The 18,355-nt window shown below is 72.0% G+C and carries 15 protein-coding genes; 6 read left to right on the top strand and 9 right to left on the bottom strand.

The window, feature by feature from the left end; all coding sequences use genetic code 11:
• The first annotated feature begins 113 nt into the window (after positions 1 to 113).
• Together ACSHXC_RS02100 and ACSHXC_RS02095 are read left to right on the top strand one after the other, a co-directional pair.
• Positions 114 to 2,699: an alpha-L-arabinofuranosidase C-terminal domain-containing protein gene (locus ACSHXC_RS02100; protein WP_438289858.1), complete on the top strand. Its 2,586-nt coding sequence runs from the start codon at positions 114 to 116 to the stop codon at positions 2,697 to 2,699.
• Between the two features lie 110 nt (positions 2,700 to 2,809).
• Positions 2,810 to 5,998 (top strand): amidohydrolase family protein, encoded by a 3,189-nt coding sequence (locus ACSHXC_RS02095; protein ID WP_438289857.1) that lies wholly within the window; start codon positions 2,810 to 2,812, stop codon positions 5,996 to 5,998.
• Between the two features lie 54 nt (positions 5,999 to 6,052).
• On the opposite strand, the gene ACSHXC_RS02090 is transcribed toward ACSHXC_RS02095, so the two are convergent.
• Entirely contained in the window at positions 6,053 to 6,343 is a 291-nt protein-coding gene (locus tag ACSHXC_RS02090) for a hypothetical protein (protein WP_438289856.1), read from the bottom strand.
• Between the two features lie 161 nt (positions 6,344 to 6,504).
• Here ACSHXC_RS02090 and ACSHXC_RS02085 point away from each other — a divergent pair, with 161 nt between their 5' ends.
• From ACSHXC_RS02085 to ACSHXC_RS02075, 3 genes are read left to right on the top strand one after another with little or no spacing between them, the layout of a single operon-like run.
• Positions 6,505 to 7,185, top strand: coding sequence for an ABC transporter permease (locus tag ACSHXC_RS02085; RefSeq protein WP_438289855.1), 681 nt, complete (start codon positions 6,505 to 6,507; stop codon positions 7,183 to 7,185).
• Positions 7,182 to 7,856 carry an ABC transporter permease gene (locus ACSHXC_RS02080; protein ID WP_438289854.1) on the top strand — a complete coding sequence of 225 codons (675 nt, stop codon included), beginning with the start codon at positions 7,182 to 7,184 and terminating at the stop codon, positions 7,854 to 7,856. Before ACSHXC_RS02085 ends, ACSHXC_RS02080 begins: the two co-directional genes overlap by 4 nt.
• Complete coding sequence (locus ACSHXC_RS02075) at positions 7,853 to 8,806, top strand: ABC transporter substrate-binding protein (protein ID WP_438289853.1); 954 nt, start codon at positions 7,853 to 7,855, stop codon at positions 8,804 to 8,806. The genes ACSHXC_RS02080 and ACSHXC_RS02075 overlap by 4 nt, the downstream gene beginning before the upstream one ends.
• A 25-nt stretch (positions 8,807 to 8,831) precedes the next feature.
• On the opposite strand, the gene ACSHXC_RS02070 is transcribed toward ACSHXC_RS02075, so the two are convergent.
• The 8 genes from ACSHXC_RS02070 to ACSHXC_RS02035 form a co-directional block, all read right to left on the bottom strand.
• Positions 8,832 to 9,509, bottom strand: a complete 678-nt coding sequence (locus ACSHXC_RS02070; protein WP_438289852.1) for an esterase/lipase family protein — start codon at positions 9,507 to 9,509, stop codon at positions 8,832 to 8,834.
• Between the two features lie 169 nt (positions 9,510 to 9,678).
• Positions 9,679 to 10,839 (bottom strand): ABC transporter ATP-binding protein, encoded by a 1,161-nt coding sequence (locus ACSHXC_RS02065; RefSeq protein ID WP_438289851.1) that lies wholly within the window; start codon positions 10,837 to 10,839, stop codon positions 9,679 to 9,681.
• 64 nt (positions 10,840 to 10,903) lie between these two features.
• Positions 10,904 to 12,394 carry a sensor histidine kinase gene (locus ACSHXC_RS02060; protein WP_438289850.1) on the bottom strand — a complete coding sequence of 497 codons (1,491 nt, stop codon included), beginning with the start codon at positions 12,392 to 12,394 and terminating at the stop codon, positions 10,904 to 10,906.
• A 12-nt stretch (positions 12,395 to 12,406) separates the two neighbouring features.
• Positions 12,407 to 13,132: a response regulator transcription factor gene (locus ACSHXC_RS02055; RefSeq protein WP_438289849.1), complete on the bottom strand. Its 726-nt coding sequence runs from the start codon at positions 13,130 to 13,132 to the stop codon at positions 12,407 to 12,409.
• A gap of 40 nt (positions 13,133 to 13,172) precedes the next feature.
• Positions 13,173 to 13,754, bottom strand: coding sequence for a hypothetical protein (locus ACSHXC_RS02050; protein WP_438289848.1), 582 nt, complete (start codon positions 13,752 to 13,754; stop codon positions 13,173 to 13,175).
• Between the two features lie 26 nt (positions 13,755 to 13,780).
• Entirely contained in the window at positions 13,781 to 14,998 is a 1,218-nt protein-coding gene (locus ACSHXC_RS02045) for an ABC transporter permease (protein ID WP_438289847.1), read from the bottom strand.
• Positions 14,995 to 15,846 carry an ABC transporter ATP-binding protein gene (locus ACSHXC_RS02040; protein ID WP_438289846.1) on the bottom strand — a complete coding sequence of 284 codons (852 nt, stop codon included), beginning with the start codon at positions 15,844 to 15,846 and terminating at the stop codon, positions 14,995 to 14,997. Before ACSHXC_RS02040 ends, ACSHXC_RS02045 begins: the two co-directional genes overlap by 4 nt.
• Entirely contained in the window at positions 15,843 to 17,225 is a 1,383-nt protein-coding gene (locus tag ACSHXC_RS02035) for an efflux RND transporter periplasmic adaptor subunit (protein ID WP_438289845.1), read from the bottom strand. Before ACSHXC_RS02035 ends, ACSHXC_RS02040 begins: the two co-directional genes overlap by 4 nt.
• 296 nt (positions 17,226 to 17,521) lie before the next feature.
• Here ACSHXC_RS02035 and ACSHXC_RS02030 point away from each other — a divergent pair, with 296 nt between their 5' ends.
• Positions 17,522 to 18,121 carry a hypothetical protein gene (locus ACSHXC_RS02030; RefSeq protein WP_438289844.1) on the top strand — a complete coding sequence of 200 codons (600 nt, stop codon included), beginning with the start codon at positions 17,522 to 17,524 and terminating at the stop codon, positions 18,119 to 18,121.
• Positions 18,122 to 18,355 lie beyond the last annotated feature (234 nt).

The following is an 18,355-nucleotide window of genomic DNA, read 5'->3' as shown; positions in this document are numbered from 1 at the left end:
GCCGTTCCAGGGGTGTTGACGCGAGGGCGGGAAAGGCGGAATGCTCCCCGGCGTCGAAATGCAGAACGCTGTCCGAAATCTCGAACCTCTAGCGAGAGTTGAGGAGCACCCGCATGACACAACCCACCCCCGCCCCGGCCTCCGGGCCCAGCCGCAGAGCGATCGTGACCGCGCTCGGCGCCTTGCCGCTGGCCGGCGCGATCGGCCCCGCGCTCGCGGCCTCCCCGGCGCGAGCGGCCGAGTCGGCGCTGCCCGCTCCCGTCGCCCACTGGGCCTTCGACGAGGGCGCGGGTGCGACCGCCGCCGACAGCTCCGGACGCGGCCGCGCGCTCACCCTCGCCGATGGTGCGAAGTGGGGCGCCGCGAAGTCCGGCGCGGCCGCCCTCGACGTCTCGGCGGGCGGCAACGCGTCGGCGTCCGGCCCAGTGGTGGACACGTCGAAGAGCTTCAGCGTCGCCGCGTGGGTGCGGCTCACCGGCACCGCCGGGTACCAGACCTTCGTCTCGGTCGACGGGCTCGCGGTGAGCGGGTTCTATCTCCAACTCCGGGACGACACAGGAGCGTTCGCGTTCACCCGGCTGCCGAACGACTCCACCTCGGCCAATGGCGGGGCGGGCGTCGCCGGGGCGGCCTCCGCGCCCGTGACCGGCGTCTGGTACCACCTGCTCGGCGTCGACGACAAGGCGGCGGGAGTCATACGCCTCTACGTCAACGGCGTCCTGGAAGGCGAGGTGCCCTACGCCGCAGGCTGGCGCGCCACCGGGGCGACCGCGGTGGGCCGGGGACTGTTCGGCGGAGCCCGGGTCGACCAGGCTCGCGCTCTCATCGACGACGTCCAGGTCTTCGACACCGCCCTCACCGCGACCGATGCCGCCGCGCTCGCTGGCGTACCGGTCGACTCCACCCAGCCCCTCCTGACCGTCGACACCACCCGCCCCGGCCCCCAGGTCGGCACCGAACTCGGCGGGATCTTCTTCGAGGACATCAACCACAGCGGCGAGGGCGGCCTGTACGCCGAACTCGTCAACAACCGCAGCTTCATGGCCGCGGCCACCCCGCTCCACTGGAGCGCCACCGGCTCCGCGACCCTGGCCATCGACACCGCCCAGCCACTCAACTCCGCCCTCACCCAGTCCCTGCGCGTGACCGCGAAGGCGGCGGGCGACGGCGTCGCCAACGAGGGCTACTGGGGCATCCCGGTCCGCCCGTCCACCACGTACCGTGCCTCTCTCTACGCCAAGTCGGCCGATTCCACAGCCAAGTTGACCGTCGCCGTCATCGGCGCCGACGGCGAGGTCCATGCCACCGGCACCACCGGGCCCCTCACCGGATCCTGGCGCATGTACGAGCTCACCCTGCGCACCGCCGCCGGCGCCCCCACCACCGCGAACGCCCGCCTCGTCGTCACCACCTCCGCCCCCGGCACGCTGTGGCTGAGCCAGGTCTCCCTCTTTCCGCCCACCTACAAGGGCCGCAGGAACGGGCTGCGCGTCGACCTGATGGAGAAACTCGCCGCCCTGGAACCGAAGTTCCTGCGCTTCCCCGGCGGCAACTACCTCGAAGGCAACGTCATCGCCGACCGCTTCGACTGGAAGAAGACGATCGGCCCCGTCGAACAGCGCCCGGGCCACCACAACTCCGCCTGGGGCTACTGGTCGACGGACGGCCTCGGCCTGCCCGAATACCTCCAGATGACCGAGGACCTGGGCTGCATGCCGCTGCTGTGCGTGTACGCCGGGTACTCGCTCCAGGGCGCCCACGTCACCGGAGACGCGCTCAAGCCCCTTGTGCAGGATGCCGTCGACCAGATCGAGTACATCACCGGCCCCACCACCTCCAGCTGGGGTGCCCGGCGTGCCGCCGACGGCCACCCCAAGCCGTTCCCCCTCAAGTACGTCGAGATCGGCAACGAGGACTGGTTCGACAAGTCCGGCTCCTACGAGGAGCGTTACGCCGCCTTCCACGACGCGATCAAGGCCCGCTTCCCCGCGCTGAAGCTGATCGCCACCACGCCGGTGGCATCCCGCCCGTACGACCTGATCGACGAGCACTACTACCAGTCGCCCGCCGCCTTCCAGGCCGGCTCCCACAAGTACGACCGGCGCGACCGCAACAGCCCGAAGGTGTTCGTGGGGGAGTGGGCTTCGCAGGAGGGCCGGCCCACCCCCGACCTCAACGCCGCGCTGGGCGACGCCTCCTGGCTCGCCGGGATCATCCGCAACTCCGACCAGGTCCTGATGGAAGCGTACGCCCCGCTGTTCAGCCACGTACGCGACAACACCTGGGCCACCAACCTCATCGCCTACGACGCGCTGACCAGCTACAACTCGCCGAGCTACTACGCACAGCAGCTCCTGCTCACGCGACGCGGCACCGTCGTCCTGCCGACCGCCGTGCGCGCCCTGCCCGGGCTCAACGTCGTCACCACCCATGATCCGGGCGCCCGCCGCATCCACCTCGCGGTGGTCAACACGGGCGGCACGGCCCGCAAGACCACTGTCACCCTGCAAGGCGTCGCCCGCACCGATGCCTCGGCCGCCGTGACCGTGCTCGCGGGGGCGCATCCACAGGCGACCAACACGCTCGCCGACCCGCTCGCGGTCGTCCCGCGCGGCCGCACCATCATCGGAGTGGCACCCACCTTCACCGCGACTTTCGCGCCGTACTCGGTGACGGTCCTGGAGGTGCACACCGCCTGATGGGCGGCTCAAGTGGGCTGAATTTTACGGGGTTTGACGGTGGGTCATGACGATTTGGCGGGAATGGCGGTGTTGCCCCTGCGCCGTACGGTGCGCGAGCGTGCTGTGTCATGGACCGTGACAACACCGCCACCCCCCTCTCCCTCTCCCGCCGTCAACTCCTCGCCGCCGCGGGCGCCGCCGGGGCCGTCACCGCCGTCGGCGCCATACCCGCCCCCGCGCTTGCCGCGCCGCGTACCGGACTCTCCCTCTCCTTCACGGCCTCCACCAATGGCGCGGCGAGCCTCTCGCCCGCGGGGGACCATCTGATCGCCGAGGTCCAGGACGTCCTGTGGTCGCTGCCCCGCGCCGGCGGCGAGGCCGAGCCGCTCACCCCGGCAGGACTCGAACCCACCCGGCCGGTCTACGCCCCCGACGGCGGGCTCATCGCGTTCTGCGCCTACAAGGGCGGCGGCTACCACATCTGGACCATGCGGCCCGACGGCACCGACGTGCGCCAGCGCACCGATGGACCGTGGGACGACCGCGGCCCCGCGTGGTCGCCCGACGGCACGCGCATCGTCTTCGCCTCCGAACGCGGCGGCGACCCGGTGGCAGGAAGCCCGTACCGCATCCATCAACTCGACCTGCACACCGGCAAGTTGACCAGACTCACCGGGCTGTCCGGACAGGACGGCCCGCTCCAGGACGGCCCGTGGGAGGACTTCGACCCCACCTGGTCACCCGACGGCAAGCGCATCCTGTTCGTCCGCGCCAAGGCCGTCACGACCCCGTCCGGGCTCGGCGTGGAGTCCAGGACCGTCGCCTCCGTTCCCGCCCAGGGTGCGGGCGCGGTCACCGTCGAGCACAGCGAGACCGAGAACGCACAGGTCATGACTCCGGCGCTCTCGCCCGACGGCCGCCGCCTCGCCTACCTGCGCACCACCGCCGCGCCCAACGCCTCCTGCACACTCGTCGTCGACGGCAAGCCCGTCCCGGTCGCCGGGGACATCGCCCCGATGCCCCCGCGCTGGACCACCGACGGCGAGCTGCTGCTCACCCTGGACGGCCGGTTCACCCTCGTGCGCCCGGAGAACCCGACGGAGCCCGAGGTCATCCCGTTCGCGGGCGAGCTGCCCGTCGACCGGCCGCGCTATCAGGTCAAGTCGTACGACCTCGGCGAGGAACGGGTGCGCCCGGTGCGCGGCATCCACCTGCCCGCACTGTCCCCCGACGGCAGGCGCATCGCCTTCGCGGCACTCAACTCGCTCTGGATCACCGACACTTCGGGCTCGCGACCGCCGGAGCGGCTGCGGCAGTCGCCCGCGACCCGCTACCTCCTCGGGCCGATGTGGGCGCGCGACGGCCGCTCGCTCCTGTACGCCGACGACCGCGACGGGCTGCTCGGCGTCTACCGGCGGGATCTCGCCACCGGCGAGGAAAGCGCGCTCGCGACGGGCGGCCGGGTGCACCCTGCGCTCTCGCCCGACGGCAAGCGCCTCGCCGCCATCGACATGTCCGGGCGGCTCGTCGTACGTGACCTGGCGAGCGGCGCCGAACGCGTCCTGGTGACCCCGCTCGGCGCGGGCGGGCTGCCCGGCCGGCCCACCTGGTCGCCCGACGGGCGCTACGTCGCGCTGTGCGACCGCAACCGGCTCAACCTGCGCTTCCGCGAGGGCTACAACGTCATCCGCGTCGTCGACACCACCACCGGCGCGGACAAGCTGCACGCCGTGGCCCCGCACGTCTCCATCGCCGACCGCTACGACTCGGGGCCCGTCTGGTCGCCCGACGGCCGCTGGATGGCGGTCGTCGTCGAATCCGCGCTGTGCCTGCTTCCCGTCGCCCCCGACGGCACCCCGCAAGGCCCGCCGCGCTCCCTCACCACCGAACCCGCCGACCACCCCTCCTGGTCCGGCGACTCCAAGACCCTGCTCTATCTGTCCGGCGCACGGCTGCGGCTCATCGGCGTCGACGGCGGAGCCGCGCGCACCGTGCGGGTCGCCCTCGACCAGCGCAGGCCCGCCCCCGCCGACACGGTGGTGCACGCCGGACGACTCTGGGACGGCACGGGCGACTCCGTGCGGGACGACGTCGACATCGTCGTACGCGCCGGACGCATCGCCTCCGTCGAACCCCACCGCAGGCGCGCCGCCCAGCGGACCGTCGACGCATCCGACCGCACCGTCCTCCCCGGACTCTGGGACACCCACACCCACCCGTGGCAGAGCACATACGGCGGCCGCCAGACCGTCGGCCAGCTCACGTACGGGATCACCACCGCCGTGTCGCTCGGCGGGTTCGCCTACGAACAGGCCCGCATCCGCGAGGCCGTGGCCACCGGACAGCTCGCCGGGCCGCGCCTGCTGACCACCGGGGAGCTGCTCGACGGATCCCGGGTCGCCTACAGCATGGGCCGCGCCCACCGCACCGAGGCCGGGCTCCGGCGCTCCCTCGAACGCGGCGCCGCACTCGACTGGGACTTCGTCAAAACCTATGTACGGGCGCCCAGTTGGCTCATGCAGGAGGCCGCACGTTTCGCCCACGAACGACTCGGCGTGCGCTCGGGAAGCCATCTCGTCTCCCCGGGAGTGGAGGTCGGCCAGGATCTGACGACCCATCTACTGGCAACGCAGCGCGCCGAGTTCGGACATGCCACCTCCGCCACCGGCAAGGCCTACGAGGACGTCATCGAGATCTACACGGCCCGCGGGATCAACTTCGCGCTCATCGTGACGCCGTTCACCTCCGCGCCGCTGCTCGGCTCGGACCCCGCTCTCGCCGACGACCCGCGGGTCACCGCCGTGATGCCGCCGTGGGACTCGGCGGCCGTGAAGCAGTCGGCGGGCACGGCACCGAGCCCGGCCCAACTGGCCACCCTGCACCGGGAGACCGACGTCTACCGCAGGGTGCTCGAAGGGGGCGGACTCGTGGCGCTTGGCACGGACCAGCCCCTCGTGCCCGTCGGGCTCTCCCTCCATCTGAGCCTGCGGGCCCTCCACCTGGGCGGCCTCTCCCCGGCCGCTGCCCTGCGCACCGCGACCGTTCTGCCGGCCCGCCTTTTCGGACTCGACAAGGACCTCGGCACGGTCGAGCGCGGCAGGCTCGCCGACCTCACGCTGGTCGACGGCGACCCGTTCACGGACTTCGACTCCCTGGTGCGCACCACCGGCGTGGTCAAGGGAGGCGTGCCGTACACGACCACCGATCTCGTGTCCGCGTACGAGCCGCACGAGCGGCATGCGGCGGCGAAGGCCGAGGACTGGCTGGACGTGGGCCGCCTGATGCGCCGCGACGGCTGCTGCGACGCGGGGTTCTAGACCGAGAGGGCCGGGCCACGTCTGTGGTCCGGCCTCCGCGAAGCCCCGCGACGGTCAGCCAAGGGCGGCGAGCCCCTTCTCCAGGTCGTCCCCGTTCATGACGGGCACGAAGGAGATCTTGGCGCCCATGTCCATGAAGAACGGCTCGGCGATCTTCGGCATCTGGGACGGGTCCGCCAGGTCGAAGAAGATGAACGCCGTACGACACCCTTCCTCGGTGGTGAAGTAGGCGGCCTCGGGACGCAGAGCCTCCATCGTGGCCTGCATCGACTTCTGCATGGTTCCGTTGCGAATGGCGTCGTTGGTCTTCTCGGTGTCGAGTATCGCCCTGAGGAGTACGCGCACGGCACTCACCTCTTCCCGACCGGGCGGGTGGCCTCCACGCACCGGTGGCTCCCGGCCGCACCTACCCCAAGAGTCCCCCTTTTGACCCCGTATCTCAACGTATGCCCCGGACAGCCCACCAGGACGCGCGGCCGACCGGGGCCCCGGGCTCCAATGAACGGGTGACCGCGCCTCCCGACGACTGCCTCGCGCGCAACGAATGGATCTGCGGCGCCTATCTGTCGAGCCGTCGCCAGATCCTCTGGGACGCGGTGCTCCAGCACCTCCACCTGACGGCGGTCTCGGTCCTGCTCGGCCTGGTCATCGCCGTGCCGCTGGCCGTCGCCGCCCGGCGATGGCGCTGGGCCGCAGGTCCCGTACTGGGGGTCACGACGGTGCTCTACACCATCCCGTCCCTCGCCATGTTCTCGCTGCTGCTCCCGGTGTACGGGCTCTCGGCGTCCCTCGTCATCGCGGGCCTGGTCCTGTACTCGCTGACGCTGCTCGTACGGAACATCCTGGCCGGGCTGCGCGCCGTTCCCGAGGACACCCGGCAGGCGGCCCGGGGCATGGGTTACGGGCCGGTACGGCTGCTCCTGGCCGTGGAACTCCCGCTCGCCGTGCCCGCCGCCATGGCCGGTCTGCGCATCGCCACCGTCTCCGCGGTGTCCCTGGTGACGGTCGGCGCCATCGTCGGCTACGGCGGGCTCGGCAACCTGATCTACTCCGGGATGAACACGTACTTCAAGGCACAGGTGCTCACCGCCTCCGTGCTGTGCGTGGTGATCGCCGTCGCCGCCGACCTGGTGCTGCTCGGAATCCAGCGGCTCCTTACGCCCTGGACGAGGGCGGAGCCCGCATGAACACGCTCTCCGACGCATGGTCGTGGCTCACCTCCGCCGCCCACTGGTCCGGCGAGAACGGCATCTGGCACCGGCTCGGCGAACACCTCTGGCTCACCGCGCTGTGCCTCGTCCTCAGCTGCCTCATCGCGTTGCCCGTGGCGCTGGTGCTCGGCCACCTCGGCAAGGGCGGGACGCTCGCCGTCAACATCTCGAACGTGGGCCGGGCCGTGCCCACCTTCGCCATCCTCGTGCTGCTCCTGCTGACCCCGCTCGGCACATACGGCGAGGGGCCGACGATCGTCGCGCTGATCCTCTTCGCCGTACCGCCGCTGCTGACCAACGCCTACGTCGGCATGCGCGAGGTCGACCGCGATGTGGTGCGGGCGGCCAGGGGCATGGGCATGACCGGACGCCAGCTCCTGCTCCGCGTCGAGGTGCCCCTCGCCCTGCCACTGATCCTCACCGGTGTGCGGATCGCCGCCGTGCAGCTCGTCGCGACCGCCACACTGGCCGCACTCGCGGGCGGCGGAGGGCTCGGCCGGATCATCACGGCCGGGTTCAACCTCGCCTCGACGCCCCAAGTCGTCGCGGGCGCCGTGCTCGTGGCGGTCTTCGCGCTGGTGGTGGAGGGGATCTTCGAGGCGGTCCAGCGGTTCGCGCCGCAGTGGGCAAGGGGCGGTTTCGGATGAAGCCGCGGCTGCTGAGCCCGCGCCTGTTGCCGGCCGTCCTCGCCCTGACGGCGGTCGCCGCCTGCACCACCGGGCCGAGCCTGGAGAAGCAGGGCTCGGTCACCGCGCCGCCCGGCGACAACAAGCACCTGACGATCGGCACGGCGGGGTTCACCGAGAGCGACGTCCTCGCCCAGATGTACGCGCTGCTGCTCGGCAAGGCGGGCTACCGCACGAAGATCCTCTCGGTTACCAACCGGGAGATCTATGAACCCGCCCTGGAGAGCGGGCAGATCGACGTGGTGCCCGAGTACGCGGCGACCTTCGCCGACTGGCTCAACGCCAAGGCCCACGGGCCCGACGCGAAGCCGGTCGGCTCACCGGACCTCGACCGTACGATGACGGCCCTGCGCGCCCTGGCCACCCCGCGCGGGCTCACCGTCCTCGACCCGGGCAAGGCGGTCGACCAGAACGCGTTCGCCGTCGCCGCGTCGTACGCGCGCGAGCACCGGCTCAAGACGCTGAGCGACCTCGGTGCGGCGAAGCTTCCGGTACGGCTCGCGGCAGGCGACGAATGCGTCCAACGCCCGTACTGCGAGCCGGGGTTGAAGAAGACGTACGGCATCGATGTCACGGCCGTCGACCCCAAGGGGGTCGGCACGACACAGGCCAAGCAGGCCGTCCAGAGTGGTCAGGATCAGATGGTCCTGACCACCACGACGGACGCCACGCTCTCCGCCTTCGGCCTGGTGCTGCTCGCCGACGACAAACACCTGCAGAACGCCGACTACATCGTGCCGGTGGTGAACCGCTCACGCGCCGGCAGCACGGGGGTGACCGGCGCGCTGGACAAGCTCAACACAGTGCTCACCACGGCCGACCTCGCCTCCCTGAACGAACAGGTCGACAGCTGGCGGCGGCTGCCGGAGGACGTGGCGAGGAACTATCTCAAGTCGAAGCGACTGATCTGATGTCGTGAGCCTTTGGTCAACTGGACTACTTCTTGAGGAAGTTGAGGACTCCCTGGGCGGTGGGGGCGTCGGTCAGCAGGTCGTTGTGGGCGAGGCAGCCGGCATCGGTGTTGACGGCGCCGGACAGCGGCACGCTGCTGTTCGGCAGGATGAAGCCGTCGCAGTCCGACCAGAACGTGGCGTACTTCGTGGGGCCCGGCGTCTCGTTGCCGCTCGCCAGACGGCTCTCGACGTACGAGTTCGGCGTCATGTCCCGGCACCCCTGGTCCCAGATCGAACACGCCCAGGCCAGACTCGTCCCATGGTTGGGCCCGCCGAGCGAGACCCAGTGCCGCACCACCTGCGTGCCGCCGCCGAACTTCACATACCAGCGGGTGGGGAGGCTGCCCTGGCTGTGCGCGACGATGTCCACCTGAGAGGAGCCGGTCTGGGCGCGCACGGAGTCGATGTATGCGGCGAACTGGCCGGCCAGCACCTCGTTGGTCGACTGGCTGGAGTCGTACCCCCAGGCGAAGAGGTCCCCGTCGGGGTAACCGGCCTGCCTGAAGCGGTCCTTCATGGTGCCCCAGACGCCGGGGTCCGCGTTGCGGCCGTGCACGAACACGACCGGGATGGGGGCGGGGGCGGTCGCCTGGGCGGCGGGGGCGAGGGCGATCGTGCCGGTGAGCAGGACGAGCGCGGTGGCGGCGGGGGCGAGGCGCATGGCGGCTCCAGCGGGGGGTGTTGTGGGGCGCCCGGTACGAGGGCTACCGGATGGTAGCCACGCGCTCCGCGGAACGTAAGGCGCATGCGGGCCCGGATTTCCCACCCCGCTTGTGCCCACCCGTTCCGCACGGCGGAACGGGTGGGCAGGCGCCCTCAGCGGGCCCCCCTCACGCGTCGGCGACCGAGTCGAAGTCGACCTCCCCCCGCGCCACCCCCAGCGCATCCGCGTCCACCGACCTCCGCAGCGCCTCGTGCAGCTTCGCCGGGGTCAGGACGCCGAGGAAGCGGGCGCCGTCCACCACGGCCACCCAGCCCGCGTCGTACTGCAGCATCTCGCTGAACGCCTGCTTGAGCGGGGCCCCTACCGGCACCCACGCCTCCATGCGCCGAGCCAGGTCGGCGACCGAGCCCGAACCCGCGAGGGAGAGCTCGTCCGCCGCGACCCAGCCGTGCAGCTCGCCCCCCTCGTTGAGCACCACGGCCCAGCGCGCCTCCTCGCCGCGCAGCCGGGCCGCGGCCGCCTCCGCGGGTTCGTCGAGCCGTACGATCGGCGGCTGCTCCAGGTCGTCCGGTTCGACCCTCGTCACCGACAAGCGCTTCAACCCCCGGTCCGCGCCCACGAATTGGGCCACGTATGCGGTGGACGGCGCCCCCAGGACCGACGCCGGGGTGTCGAACTGCTCGATGCGTCCGGACCCGTACACCGCCATGCGGTCCCCCATCCGTACGGCCTCCTCGATGTCATGGGTGACCAGGAGGACCGTCTTGCGTACGGTCGCCTGGAGGCTGAGGAACTCGTTCTGGAGGCGTTCGCGTACGACCGGGTCCACCGCTCCGAATGGTTCGTCCATGAGGAGGACCGGCGGGTCCGCGGCCAACGCCCTTGCCACGCCCACCCGCTGGCGCTGGCCTCCCGAGAGCTGCGCAGGGTAGCGCGGGCCGTACTTCGCAGGGTCGAGGCCGACCAGGTCGAGCAGTTCGGCCGCCCGCGCCCGGGCCTTCGCCCGCTTCCAGCCGACCAGCGCCGGGACGGTCGCCGTGTTGTCGAGGACCGTACGGTGCGGGAAGAGCCCGACCTGCTGGATGACGTAACCGATCCGGCGGCGCAGCCTGACCGGGTCGAGCGTCGCGATGTCCTCGCCCTCGACGAGGATGCGGCCCGACGTGGGCTCGATGAGCCGGTTCACCATCATCATCGTGGTCGTCTTGCCGCAGCCCGACGGGCCGACGAGCGTGACCAGTTCGCCCTCGGCGACCTCGAAGGACAGGTCGTCGACGGCACGGGTGCCGTCCGGGTAGACCTTGCTGACCTGCTCGAACCGGATCATGAACCCACGCTAGGAGCCCCCGGCCCCGCCCGCACTCGGGCCGGTCCGGGGGAGTGGGAGCCGATCAGGGTGCCGCGGAGAGCAGCACCCGGAAGAGCGCGCCCTCGCCCGGAGCCGCCTCCAGCTCCACCTGCCCCTGGTGGGCCTGGACGAGCGCCGAGGCGATGGCCAGGCCGAGCCCCGCGCCGCCCCCGGTCTGCCGGCTGCGCGAGGCGTCCACCCGGTAGAACCGCTCGAAGACCCGGGCCGCCTGTTCGGGCGTGAGACCCGGGCCCGAGTCCGCGACCTCGATGAGGCCGCGGCCGTCGACGGCGCCCACCCCGATCCGTACCGGAGTGCCGGACGGTGTGTGCGCGACGGCGTTGCCGACGAGGTTCGCGACCACCTGGCGGAGCCTCGCCTCGTCGCCGAGCACCGGGGCAGGACCGGGCGGACCTTCGCCGCCCGGCCCGGTCAGGGTCACCTCGCGCGTCGGGTCCAGGGCCCTCGTGTCGTGCAGGGCGTCCACCGCGAGGGTGCGCAGATCCATCGGGGCGAGCTGGAGCGGCCGCTGCTCGTCCATGCGGACCAGCGTGAGCAGGTCCTCCACCAGCCCGCCGAGGCGCACCGCCTCGCTCTCGATGCGGGCCATCGTGCGCTTCACATCGGCATCGTCGGGGAGCGCACCCATCCGGTACAGCTCGGCGAAGCCCCGGATGCCGGCCAGCGGCGTACGCAGCTCGTGGCTCGCGTCCGCTACGAAGCGCCGCATCTGCTCCTCCGACTCGGCGCGCGCCGCGAACGCCGACTCCAGCTGCGCCAGCATCCCGTTGAGCGCGCTGGTCAGCCGTCCGGCTTCGGTACGCGGCGAGGCGTCCGGCATGCGGTGCGAGAGCGGGCGTCCTGCCGCGATCTCCGCCGCCGTGGCCTCGATGCGGCGCAGCGGACGAAGGCCCGCCCGCACCGCGAACCAGCCCGCCACCCCCAGCAGCAGCGCCACGACGACACCGATGAGCTGGAAGGCCGTGGCCAGGTGGTCGACCGTGGAGGAGACCTCTTCCAGGGGCGCGGCCACAACGACTCCGGCAGGGAGCGCCGGGTCGCCGCTGTCCACCGGCACGATCAGCATCCGCCAGCTGCCGCCGCCGTGATCGCTGGGTACCTCGAAGGGCTTGCCCAGGTGTGCCCGCAGCGCCTTCGCGTCCATCACCGGCCACAGCGGCCGGGGGTCGCCCGCCGCGACGGGCTGGCGGAACTGCTCGGTGACCTTGCCGTCGTCGGCCGCGAAGGCGATCACATACTGGCTGGGCAGCCAGGACCGGCCCGACCGGCCCGCGCGCGGCGCCGGAGTGCCCTCGACGCCGACCCGGTGCGCCACCGAATCCCCGAACCGGTTCAGCTGCTGGTCGACGCGCTGCACCAACTGGCCGCGCACCGAGCTCAGGACGACGGTGTCGCTCACTGTCAGCCCGAGCGCCACCAGCGCCATCGCGAGCAGCACCAGCCGCGAGCGCAGCGAAAGGGCGGCGAAGCGGCGCGGCAGCCACCCGAACCGCGCCCACAGGTATCTCAGCATCGGGCCGGCACCTCAGGACTGCGGGCGGCGCAGCACATAGCCGATGCCGCGCACGGTGTGGATGAGCTTGGGCGCGCCGTCGGCCCCGGAGTCCACCTTGCGGCGCACGTACGAGATGTACGACTCGACGATGCTGAGGTCGCCGCCGAAGTCGTACGCCCACACATGGTCGAGGATCTGCGGCTTGGACACGACGCGGTCGGCGTTGGTCATCAGGTAGGCGAGCAGTTTGAACTCGGTCGGGGAGAGGGAGACCGGGCGCCCGGCCCGCAGGACCTGGTGGCCCACCGGGTCGAGTTCGAGGTCGCCCGCCACCAGGCGGCCCTCGCCGCTCGGGCCGCCGGTGCGGCGCAGGATCGCGCGGATCCGGGCGATCAGCTCCTCCAGGCTGAACGGCTTGGTGACGTAGTCGTCGCCGCCTGCCGTCAGACCGCTGACCTTGTCGTCGACGCCGTCCTTCGCGGTGAGGAAGAGCACCGGCAGACGGTCGGCGCCCGGGCCGCCGCCGGGCTCCTCGCGCAGCCTGCGCACGACCGCGAAACCCGTCATGTCGGGCAGCATCACATCGAGCACCACCAGGTCCGGGCGCTCCTTGGCGACGGCGGCCAGCGCGTCGGCCCCGGTGGCCGCCGAGACGACCTTGAAGCCGACGAAGCGCAGCGAGGCCGAGAGCAGCTCCCTGATGTTGGGCTCGTCGTCGACGACCAGCAGGCTCGCCTCGGGCACAGCCGTGTCCATCGGGTTCCTCCTCGTGGCGGCGTGGGCGGTGGGTGCGCGGTCAGCCCCGGCCACCGCCGAAGCCGCTCGCGCCGCCCTGGGTGACGGTGGTCGCCGCGACATCCCCGGAGGCATTCTGACTGCCGCGCACCGTCACCGTCTGGCCCGGCTGCAGATCGGACACCTTGCCGCTCCTGGCCTCGGTGACCTGGGTGCTGCCGGCAGTGGTGACCTTGACGACGTTGCCCTGGGTGTCGGTGACGTAGATGGTGCTGCCGTCGACGAGCTTCACCGTACCGATGGTCAGCCCGCCCGCCGCGCCCGGGATGCCTCCGCCCTGCCGCTGGCCGCTCTGGCCGCCCTGCCCGAAGCCGCCGCGGGCCCCGGCGGCGGACGGAGTGCGCTGGGTCGCCGATGCCGAGCCCTGGCTCTGGTTCTTCTCCGCCAGGGCTCCCCCGGCGAAGGCGAGCCCCGCCACCAAAGAGCCCGAGAGCACCAGCGTCAGCCAGGGCAGCTGCTGCCGCGGCGGTGCGCTGAGCTCGGCCGAAATGTCCCGGGCGTCCGGTGGTTCGGCGAGGATGTCCTCCGGATCGCCGGTCTCCGTGGGGCCGGCGCTCTCCAAAATCTCGGCGTTGCCGAACATGTCCTCTCCCTGTCCGTACATGGGGTTCACTCGTGCCGCAGGGCTTCGATGGGCCGCAGGCTCGCGGCCCGGTTGGCCGGGTAGCCGCCGAAGAACAGCCCGATGGCCACGGCGGTCGCGAAGGCGCCGACGACCGATTCGGGGATGATCACCGGCTTGATGCCGACGATCGTGAAGTGCGAGCCGATCAGGCCCGCCGCGACCCCGAGCCCGCCGCCGATCAGCGAAAGCAGCGTCGACTCGGCGAGGAACTGCCCGAGGATGACGCCCCGCGGCGCCCCGATCGCCTTGCGGATGCCGATCTCCCGGGTCCGCTCGGTCACCGTCACCAGCATGATGTTGGTGATGCCGATCCCGCCGACGAGCAGGGAGATCGCCGCCACCGCGCCGAGCAGCACCGTGAACGTCTTGTTGGTGTCCGCCTGCGTGGTGAGCAGGGAGGCCTGGCTGCTGACCCGGAAGTCGAGCACGTTCGGGTCCTTGATGCCGTGCCGACCCATCAGGACGGTCGTGATCTCGTTCTGCGCCTGGGTCGTCGCGTCGGCCGACTTGGCCTCGACGAGGATCTGGCCGATCGAGCCGAAGCCGGTGAAGGCGTTCTGCACGGTCGGCAGCGGCGCGATCACCACGTCGTCCGGGTCCTGGAACCCGGTGCCGCCCTTGGTGGCGAGGACGCCGACGACCGTGAACGGCGTGCCGCCCAGCGTCATCTTCCTGCCGACCGGGTCGGCCGTGCCGAACACGTCGGTCGCCGTGGTCGAGCCGATCACAGCCACTTTGCGCGAGCCGAGCACGTCGTCGGAGCTGAAGTAGTCGCCCTTGGTCACCTTGCTGTTGGACGCCTTGAAATACGCCGGGTAGGTGCCCACGACCTGACTCACCGAGTGCGAGGTGCCCTCGTACAGCGCGGTCTGCGATGTGGTGGTCTCCGGGGCGACCGACTCGATGTGCGGCGCGGACGCGGGGTCGGCGAGTGCCCTCGCGTCGTCCACGGTCAGCGGCTTGGTGACGGTGGCGCCGGATGAGCGCGAGCCGCCGAAGCCGCCGCCCGAGGACACCGTGAGCGCATTGGTGCCGAGCTTCTCGATCGAGTCCTTCACGGCCTGCGAGGAGCCGTTGCCGACCGCGAGCAGCACGATGACCGCGGCCACGCCGATCAGCACTCCGAGCATGGTCAGCGCGGAGCGCACCTTGTTCGCCGCGAGCCCGCCGAAGGCGAAGCGCAGCGTCTCGAACGGGTTCACCGGCCGCCTCCGACCAGCGAGTCGTCCTCGCGCAGGGCGGGCGGCGGACCGTCGACGGGAGCCTGCCGTACGTCGTCGACGATCCTTCCGTCGACGAGCCGGATGACCCGCTTGGCGTGCCGGGCCACCTCGTCCTCGTGCGTGATCAGCACGACGGTGCGCCCCGCCGCGTTCAGCCGGTCGACGACGGAGAGCACCTCCTCGGTGCTGTGGCTGTCGAGGTTTCCGGTGGGCTCGTCCGCGAGCAGCATCGCGGGCGCGGTGACCAGCGCCCGGGCTACGGCCACGCGCTGCTGCTGACCGCCGGAGAGTTCGTTGGGGCGGTGGTCCATCCGGTCGGCGAGCCCGACCAGGGTGAGTGCCGCTTCGGCCCGCCGGCGCCGCTCGGCGGGCTTCACACCCGCGTACGCCAGCGGCAGCTCGACCTGGGCGAGCGCGGGGGTGCGCGGCACCAGATTGAACGACTGGAAGACGAAGCCGATCTTGCGGTTGCGTACCAGCGAGAGCTGGCGCTCGTCCAGGCCGCCGACGTGGATGCCGTCGAGCAGATACCGGCCGGAGGTCGGCACGTCGAGGCAGCCGAGGATGTTCATCAGGGTCGACTTGCCCGAGCCGGAACTTCCCATCACGGCGACGAAGTCGCCCTGCTCGACGACGAGTTCGACGCCGAGGGCCTGGCCGCTCACCGGGTCGGTGGGCCCGCTGAGCGCGTGGACTGCCGCGTCTCCATGCCCGTACGTCTTGATCAGGGAGCGCACCTCGATCACCGGCGCAGGAGCCCAGGGCTCGTTGCCGGGCGTCGCCTCGGGCAGCGCCGTGGCTCCGCGCGGCCACAGGGGCGGCGTCATCCGCGGCCACCTCCGCCGCCACCGGCACGGAAGCCGCCGCCCCCGCCGCTCGTGCCGCCGCCCCCGCCTCCGCGGGTGCGTGCGCCACCGCTGCCGAGGCCGCCGGGGAAGGCGCCGCTCGGGAAGCCGCCGTTGCCCGTCGCGGACACGCTGGCCAGCTGCACCTTCTCGCCCTCGCTCAGACCGCTGAGGATCTGGTCGGAGCTGTCGCCCTCCAGACCCACCGTGACTGGCGTGCGCTCGGTGGTGCCGTCGGCCTTGACCACGGTCACCGCACGGTTGGCGCCGGTGCCCGTCACCGCTGCGGTCGGCACCGACAGGGCGCCGGACGCCTCACCCGTGACGACCTGGATGCCGGCACTGAGCCCGGTGCGCAGGTCGGCGGTGGGGCTGGTGACGGTGAGGGTGGCCGCGTACTGCACGGCGCTCCCCGAGCTGCTGTTGCCGCCGCCCCCGCCGGAGCCCGATCCGGAGCTGACGGGCAGTGAACTGACCGACAGTACCTTGGCGTTGAGGACCGTGCCCGACTCCGCGTTCAGCGTGACCGTGGCCGCCTGGCCCGGCTTCAGCTTGAGCGCGTCGGCCTCGGAGAAGTTCGCGGTGACCTGCATGCCGGACGGGTTGGTGAGGACCACGAAGCCGGAGAGGGCGGAAGAGGAGGACGAACTGACGCTGCTGGAAGGGGAGTTGGACCCACTGCCCGAACCTCCGCCGCCCCCATTCGTGCCGTTGCCGCCGGTTCCGGTGACGGTGTCGCCCGTCTTCGCCGACACGGACGCGACGGTCCCGGCCACCGGGGCCGTGAGCGTGGTCCCGTCCACCGCGCGCTGCGCCGCGTCCACCGCGTTCTGCGCCTGGGTGAGCTGCGCCTCGGCCTGTGCGAGCTGCGCGGGGTCGACCGTCGGCGAGGCGGCCGGGGCGGGCGCGGTGTTGGCGGAGCCGCGTGTCGAGGAGCCGCCTCCCGAACCGGACGCCGTGCTCGAACTCGGCTGGCCCTCCTGCACCTTGGTGAGGTTGGCCTGGGCCGCCGTCAGCGATGCCTCGTCCTGGGCGAGGGTCTCCTTGGCGGCGGTGGCGTCCACCTTGCCGAGTACCTGGCCCCGGGACACCTTGTCGCCCGGCTTGACGTCGACCTCGGTGAGCCTGCCGCCGGTGGTGAAGTTCACCCCGGCGTCGTTCGGCGAGGCCAGCGCGCCGGAGCCGGACACGGTGGCGAGGACCGTGCCCTTGGTGACCTCGACGGTCTTCGAGCCGGCCCGCGCGGGAGTGTCGGTGTGGCTGGTCACCGCCGCGTAGGCGCCGCCGGCACCCGCCAGGACGGCCACACCGAGCACCGAGTTGATCAGGACGGCTTTGCGCCGTCGTGGGAGCACCTTCATGACGGCGGATCCTGACCTCCCGCACTTTGGAACGTCTGGGAGCTTTCTGGGAGTTCCCTGGGAGCGCCGATGCCGCAGAAACTTCGCATTGAGGGCGTGCGGTTACGTATCGGATCACCACGGGTGTCCCGGGAGTCCCGCACGGGCCCGGACGTCCAGGGAACTCCCAGTCCTTCCCCTGGAGGCGCCCACCCGGGTGCGGTTCAGTCGTGGGTCGCCGACGGCGTACCCCTCCAGCGAGGCCGTCGCCAGACCGACGCACGCCGTCAGACCGACGTACAGAGGAGACACCGGACATGACCTGGACCAAGCGCCGGCCCGCCACCGCGCTCACCGCGATCGCCGTGCGGGCCGCCGTCTCGGCCACCGTCGTCGCCGCGTGCGGCCTGCTGCTCGCGGCCTGCTCGTCCTCGGCCGCCGTCCCCAGCGCCCAGGCGAAGCCCGCGTCTTCCGCGTCCGCTTCCAAGGGCATGGACGCCTACCGCCAGTGCCTGGCGCAGCACGGGGTCACGATGGCGCCCCGGCCTGGCGGCAGCGGCCGGCCGAGCGGCGCCGCCCGGCGGCCCGGCGGAGGTGGCGGGTTCGGCGGCTTCGGGGGCGGGGTCTCCGCGGATCCGGCCCAGAGGCGGGCCGCGCAGGCCTGTGCGAGCGAGCGGCCGCAGTTCAATGGGCGGGGTGGCGGCGGTGACAGCACCGCGATGAAGGCCTTCGCCAGTTGCCTCAAGGACCACGGGGTGGTGCTGCCGTCCGCCTCGCCCGGGGCCGGCGGGGGCGGGGGCATGCGGGGCCTCAACACCTCGGACCCCAAGTCGGCGCAGGCCTTCGCGCTCTGCAAGGCCCTGCTGCCACAGCGCCACTCGGGCGCCCCGGCTCCATCCGCGAGCCCGACCGCCTGACCCCGTTTCCGTCCGCGGCCCGTGGACGGCTGGTCGCTCCCCCAAGTTCTCGGCTTCTCCCCCCTGGCCCTTAAGTCCTTGGGGGAGTTTGAGGACGAGCGCCGTTCAGGCGCGAACGGGGTCTGGGGCGGAGCCCCAGGGGCCGGAACCATCCAACCCTGCGCGACGGGCGGGCGGGTGGGCAAGGCGCCTCGGGGTCTGGGGCGGAGCCCCAGGGGGCTCCGCCTGGCTAGG

Origin of the sequence: Streptomyces sp. HUAS TT7, from assembly GCF_051550175.1 — a bacterium.
Classification (GTDB): Bacteria; Actinomycetota; Actinomycetes; order Streptomycetales; family Streptomycetaceae; genus Streptomyces.
Note: the sequence above shows the minus strand (reverse complement) of the source record. Positions and strands in the feature narration are given on the sequence as shown.

Coding starts and splice junctions, on each gene's coding strand:
- ACSHXC_RS02100 (WP_438289858.1), top strand. CDS start 114: ATGACACAACCCACCCCCGCCCCGGCCTCCGGGCCCAGCCGCAGAGCG.
- ACSHXC_RS02075 (WP_438289853.1), top strand. CDS start 7,853: ATGAAGCCGCGGCTGCTGAGCCCGCGCCTGTTGCCGGCCGTCCTCGCC.
- ACSHXC_RS02070 (WP_438289852.1), bottom strand. CDS start 9,509: ATGCGCCTCGCCCCCGCCGCCACCGCGCTCGTCCTGCTCACCGGCACG.
- ACSHXC_RS02035 (WP_438289845.1), bottom strand. CDS start 17,225: ATGAAGGTGCTCCCACGACGGCGCAAAGCCGTCCTGATCAACTCGGTG.
- ACSHXC_RS02040 (WP_438289846.1), bottom strand. CDS start 15,846: ATGACGCCGCCCCTGTGGCCGCGCGGAGCCACGGCGCTGCCCGAGGCG.
- ACSHXC_RS02055 (WP_438289849.1), bottom strand. CDS start 13,132: ATGGACACGGCTGTGCCCGAGGCGAGCCTGCTGGTCGTCGACGACGAG.
- ACSHXC_RS02060 (WP_438289850.1), bottom strand. CDS start 12,394: ATGCTGAGATACCTGTGGGCGCGGTTCGGGTGGCTGCCGCGCCGCTTC.
- ACSHXC_RS02095 (WP_438289857.1), top strand. CDS start 2,810: ATGGACCGTGACAACACCGCCACCCCCCTCTCCCTCTCCCGCCGTCAA.
- ACSHXC_RS02050 (WP_438289848.1), bottom strand. CDS start 13,754: ATGTTCGGCAACGCCGAGATTTTGGAGAGCGCCGGCCCCACGGAGACC.
- ACSHXC_RS02080 (WP_438289854.1), top strand. CDS start 7,182: ATGAACACGCTCTCCGACGCATGGTCGTGGCTCACCTCCGCCGCCCAC.
- ACSHXC_RS02065 (WP_438289851.1), bottom strand. CDS start 10,839: ATGATCCGGTTCGAGCAGGTCAGCAAGGTCTACCCGGACGGCACCCGT.
- ACSHXC_RS02030 (WP_438289844.1), top strand. CDS start 17,522: ATGACCTGGACCAAGCGCCGGCCCGCCACCGCGCTCACCGCGATCGCC.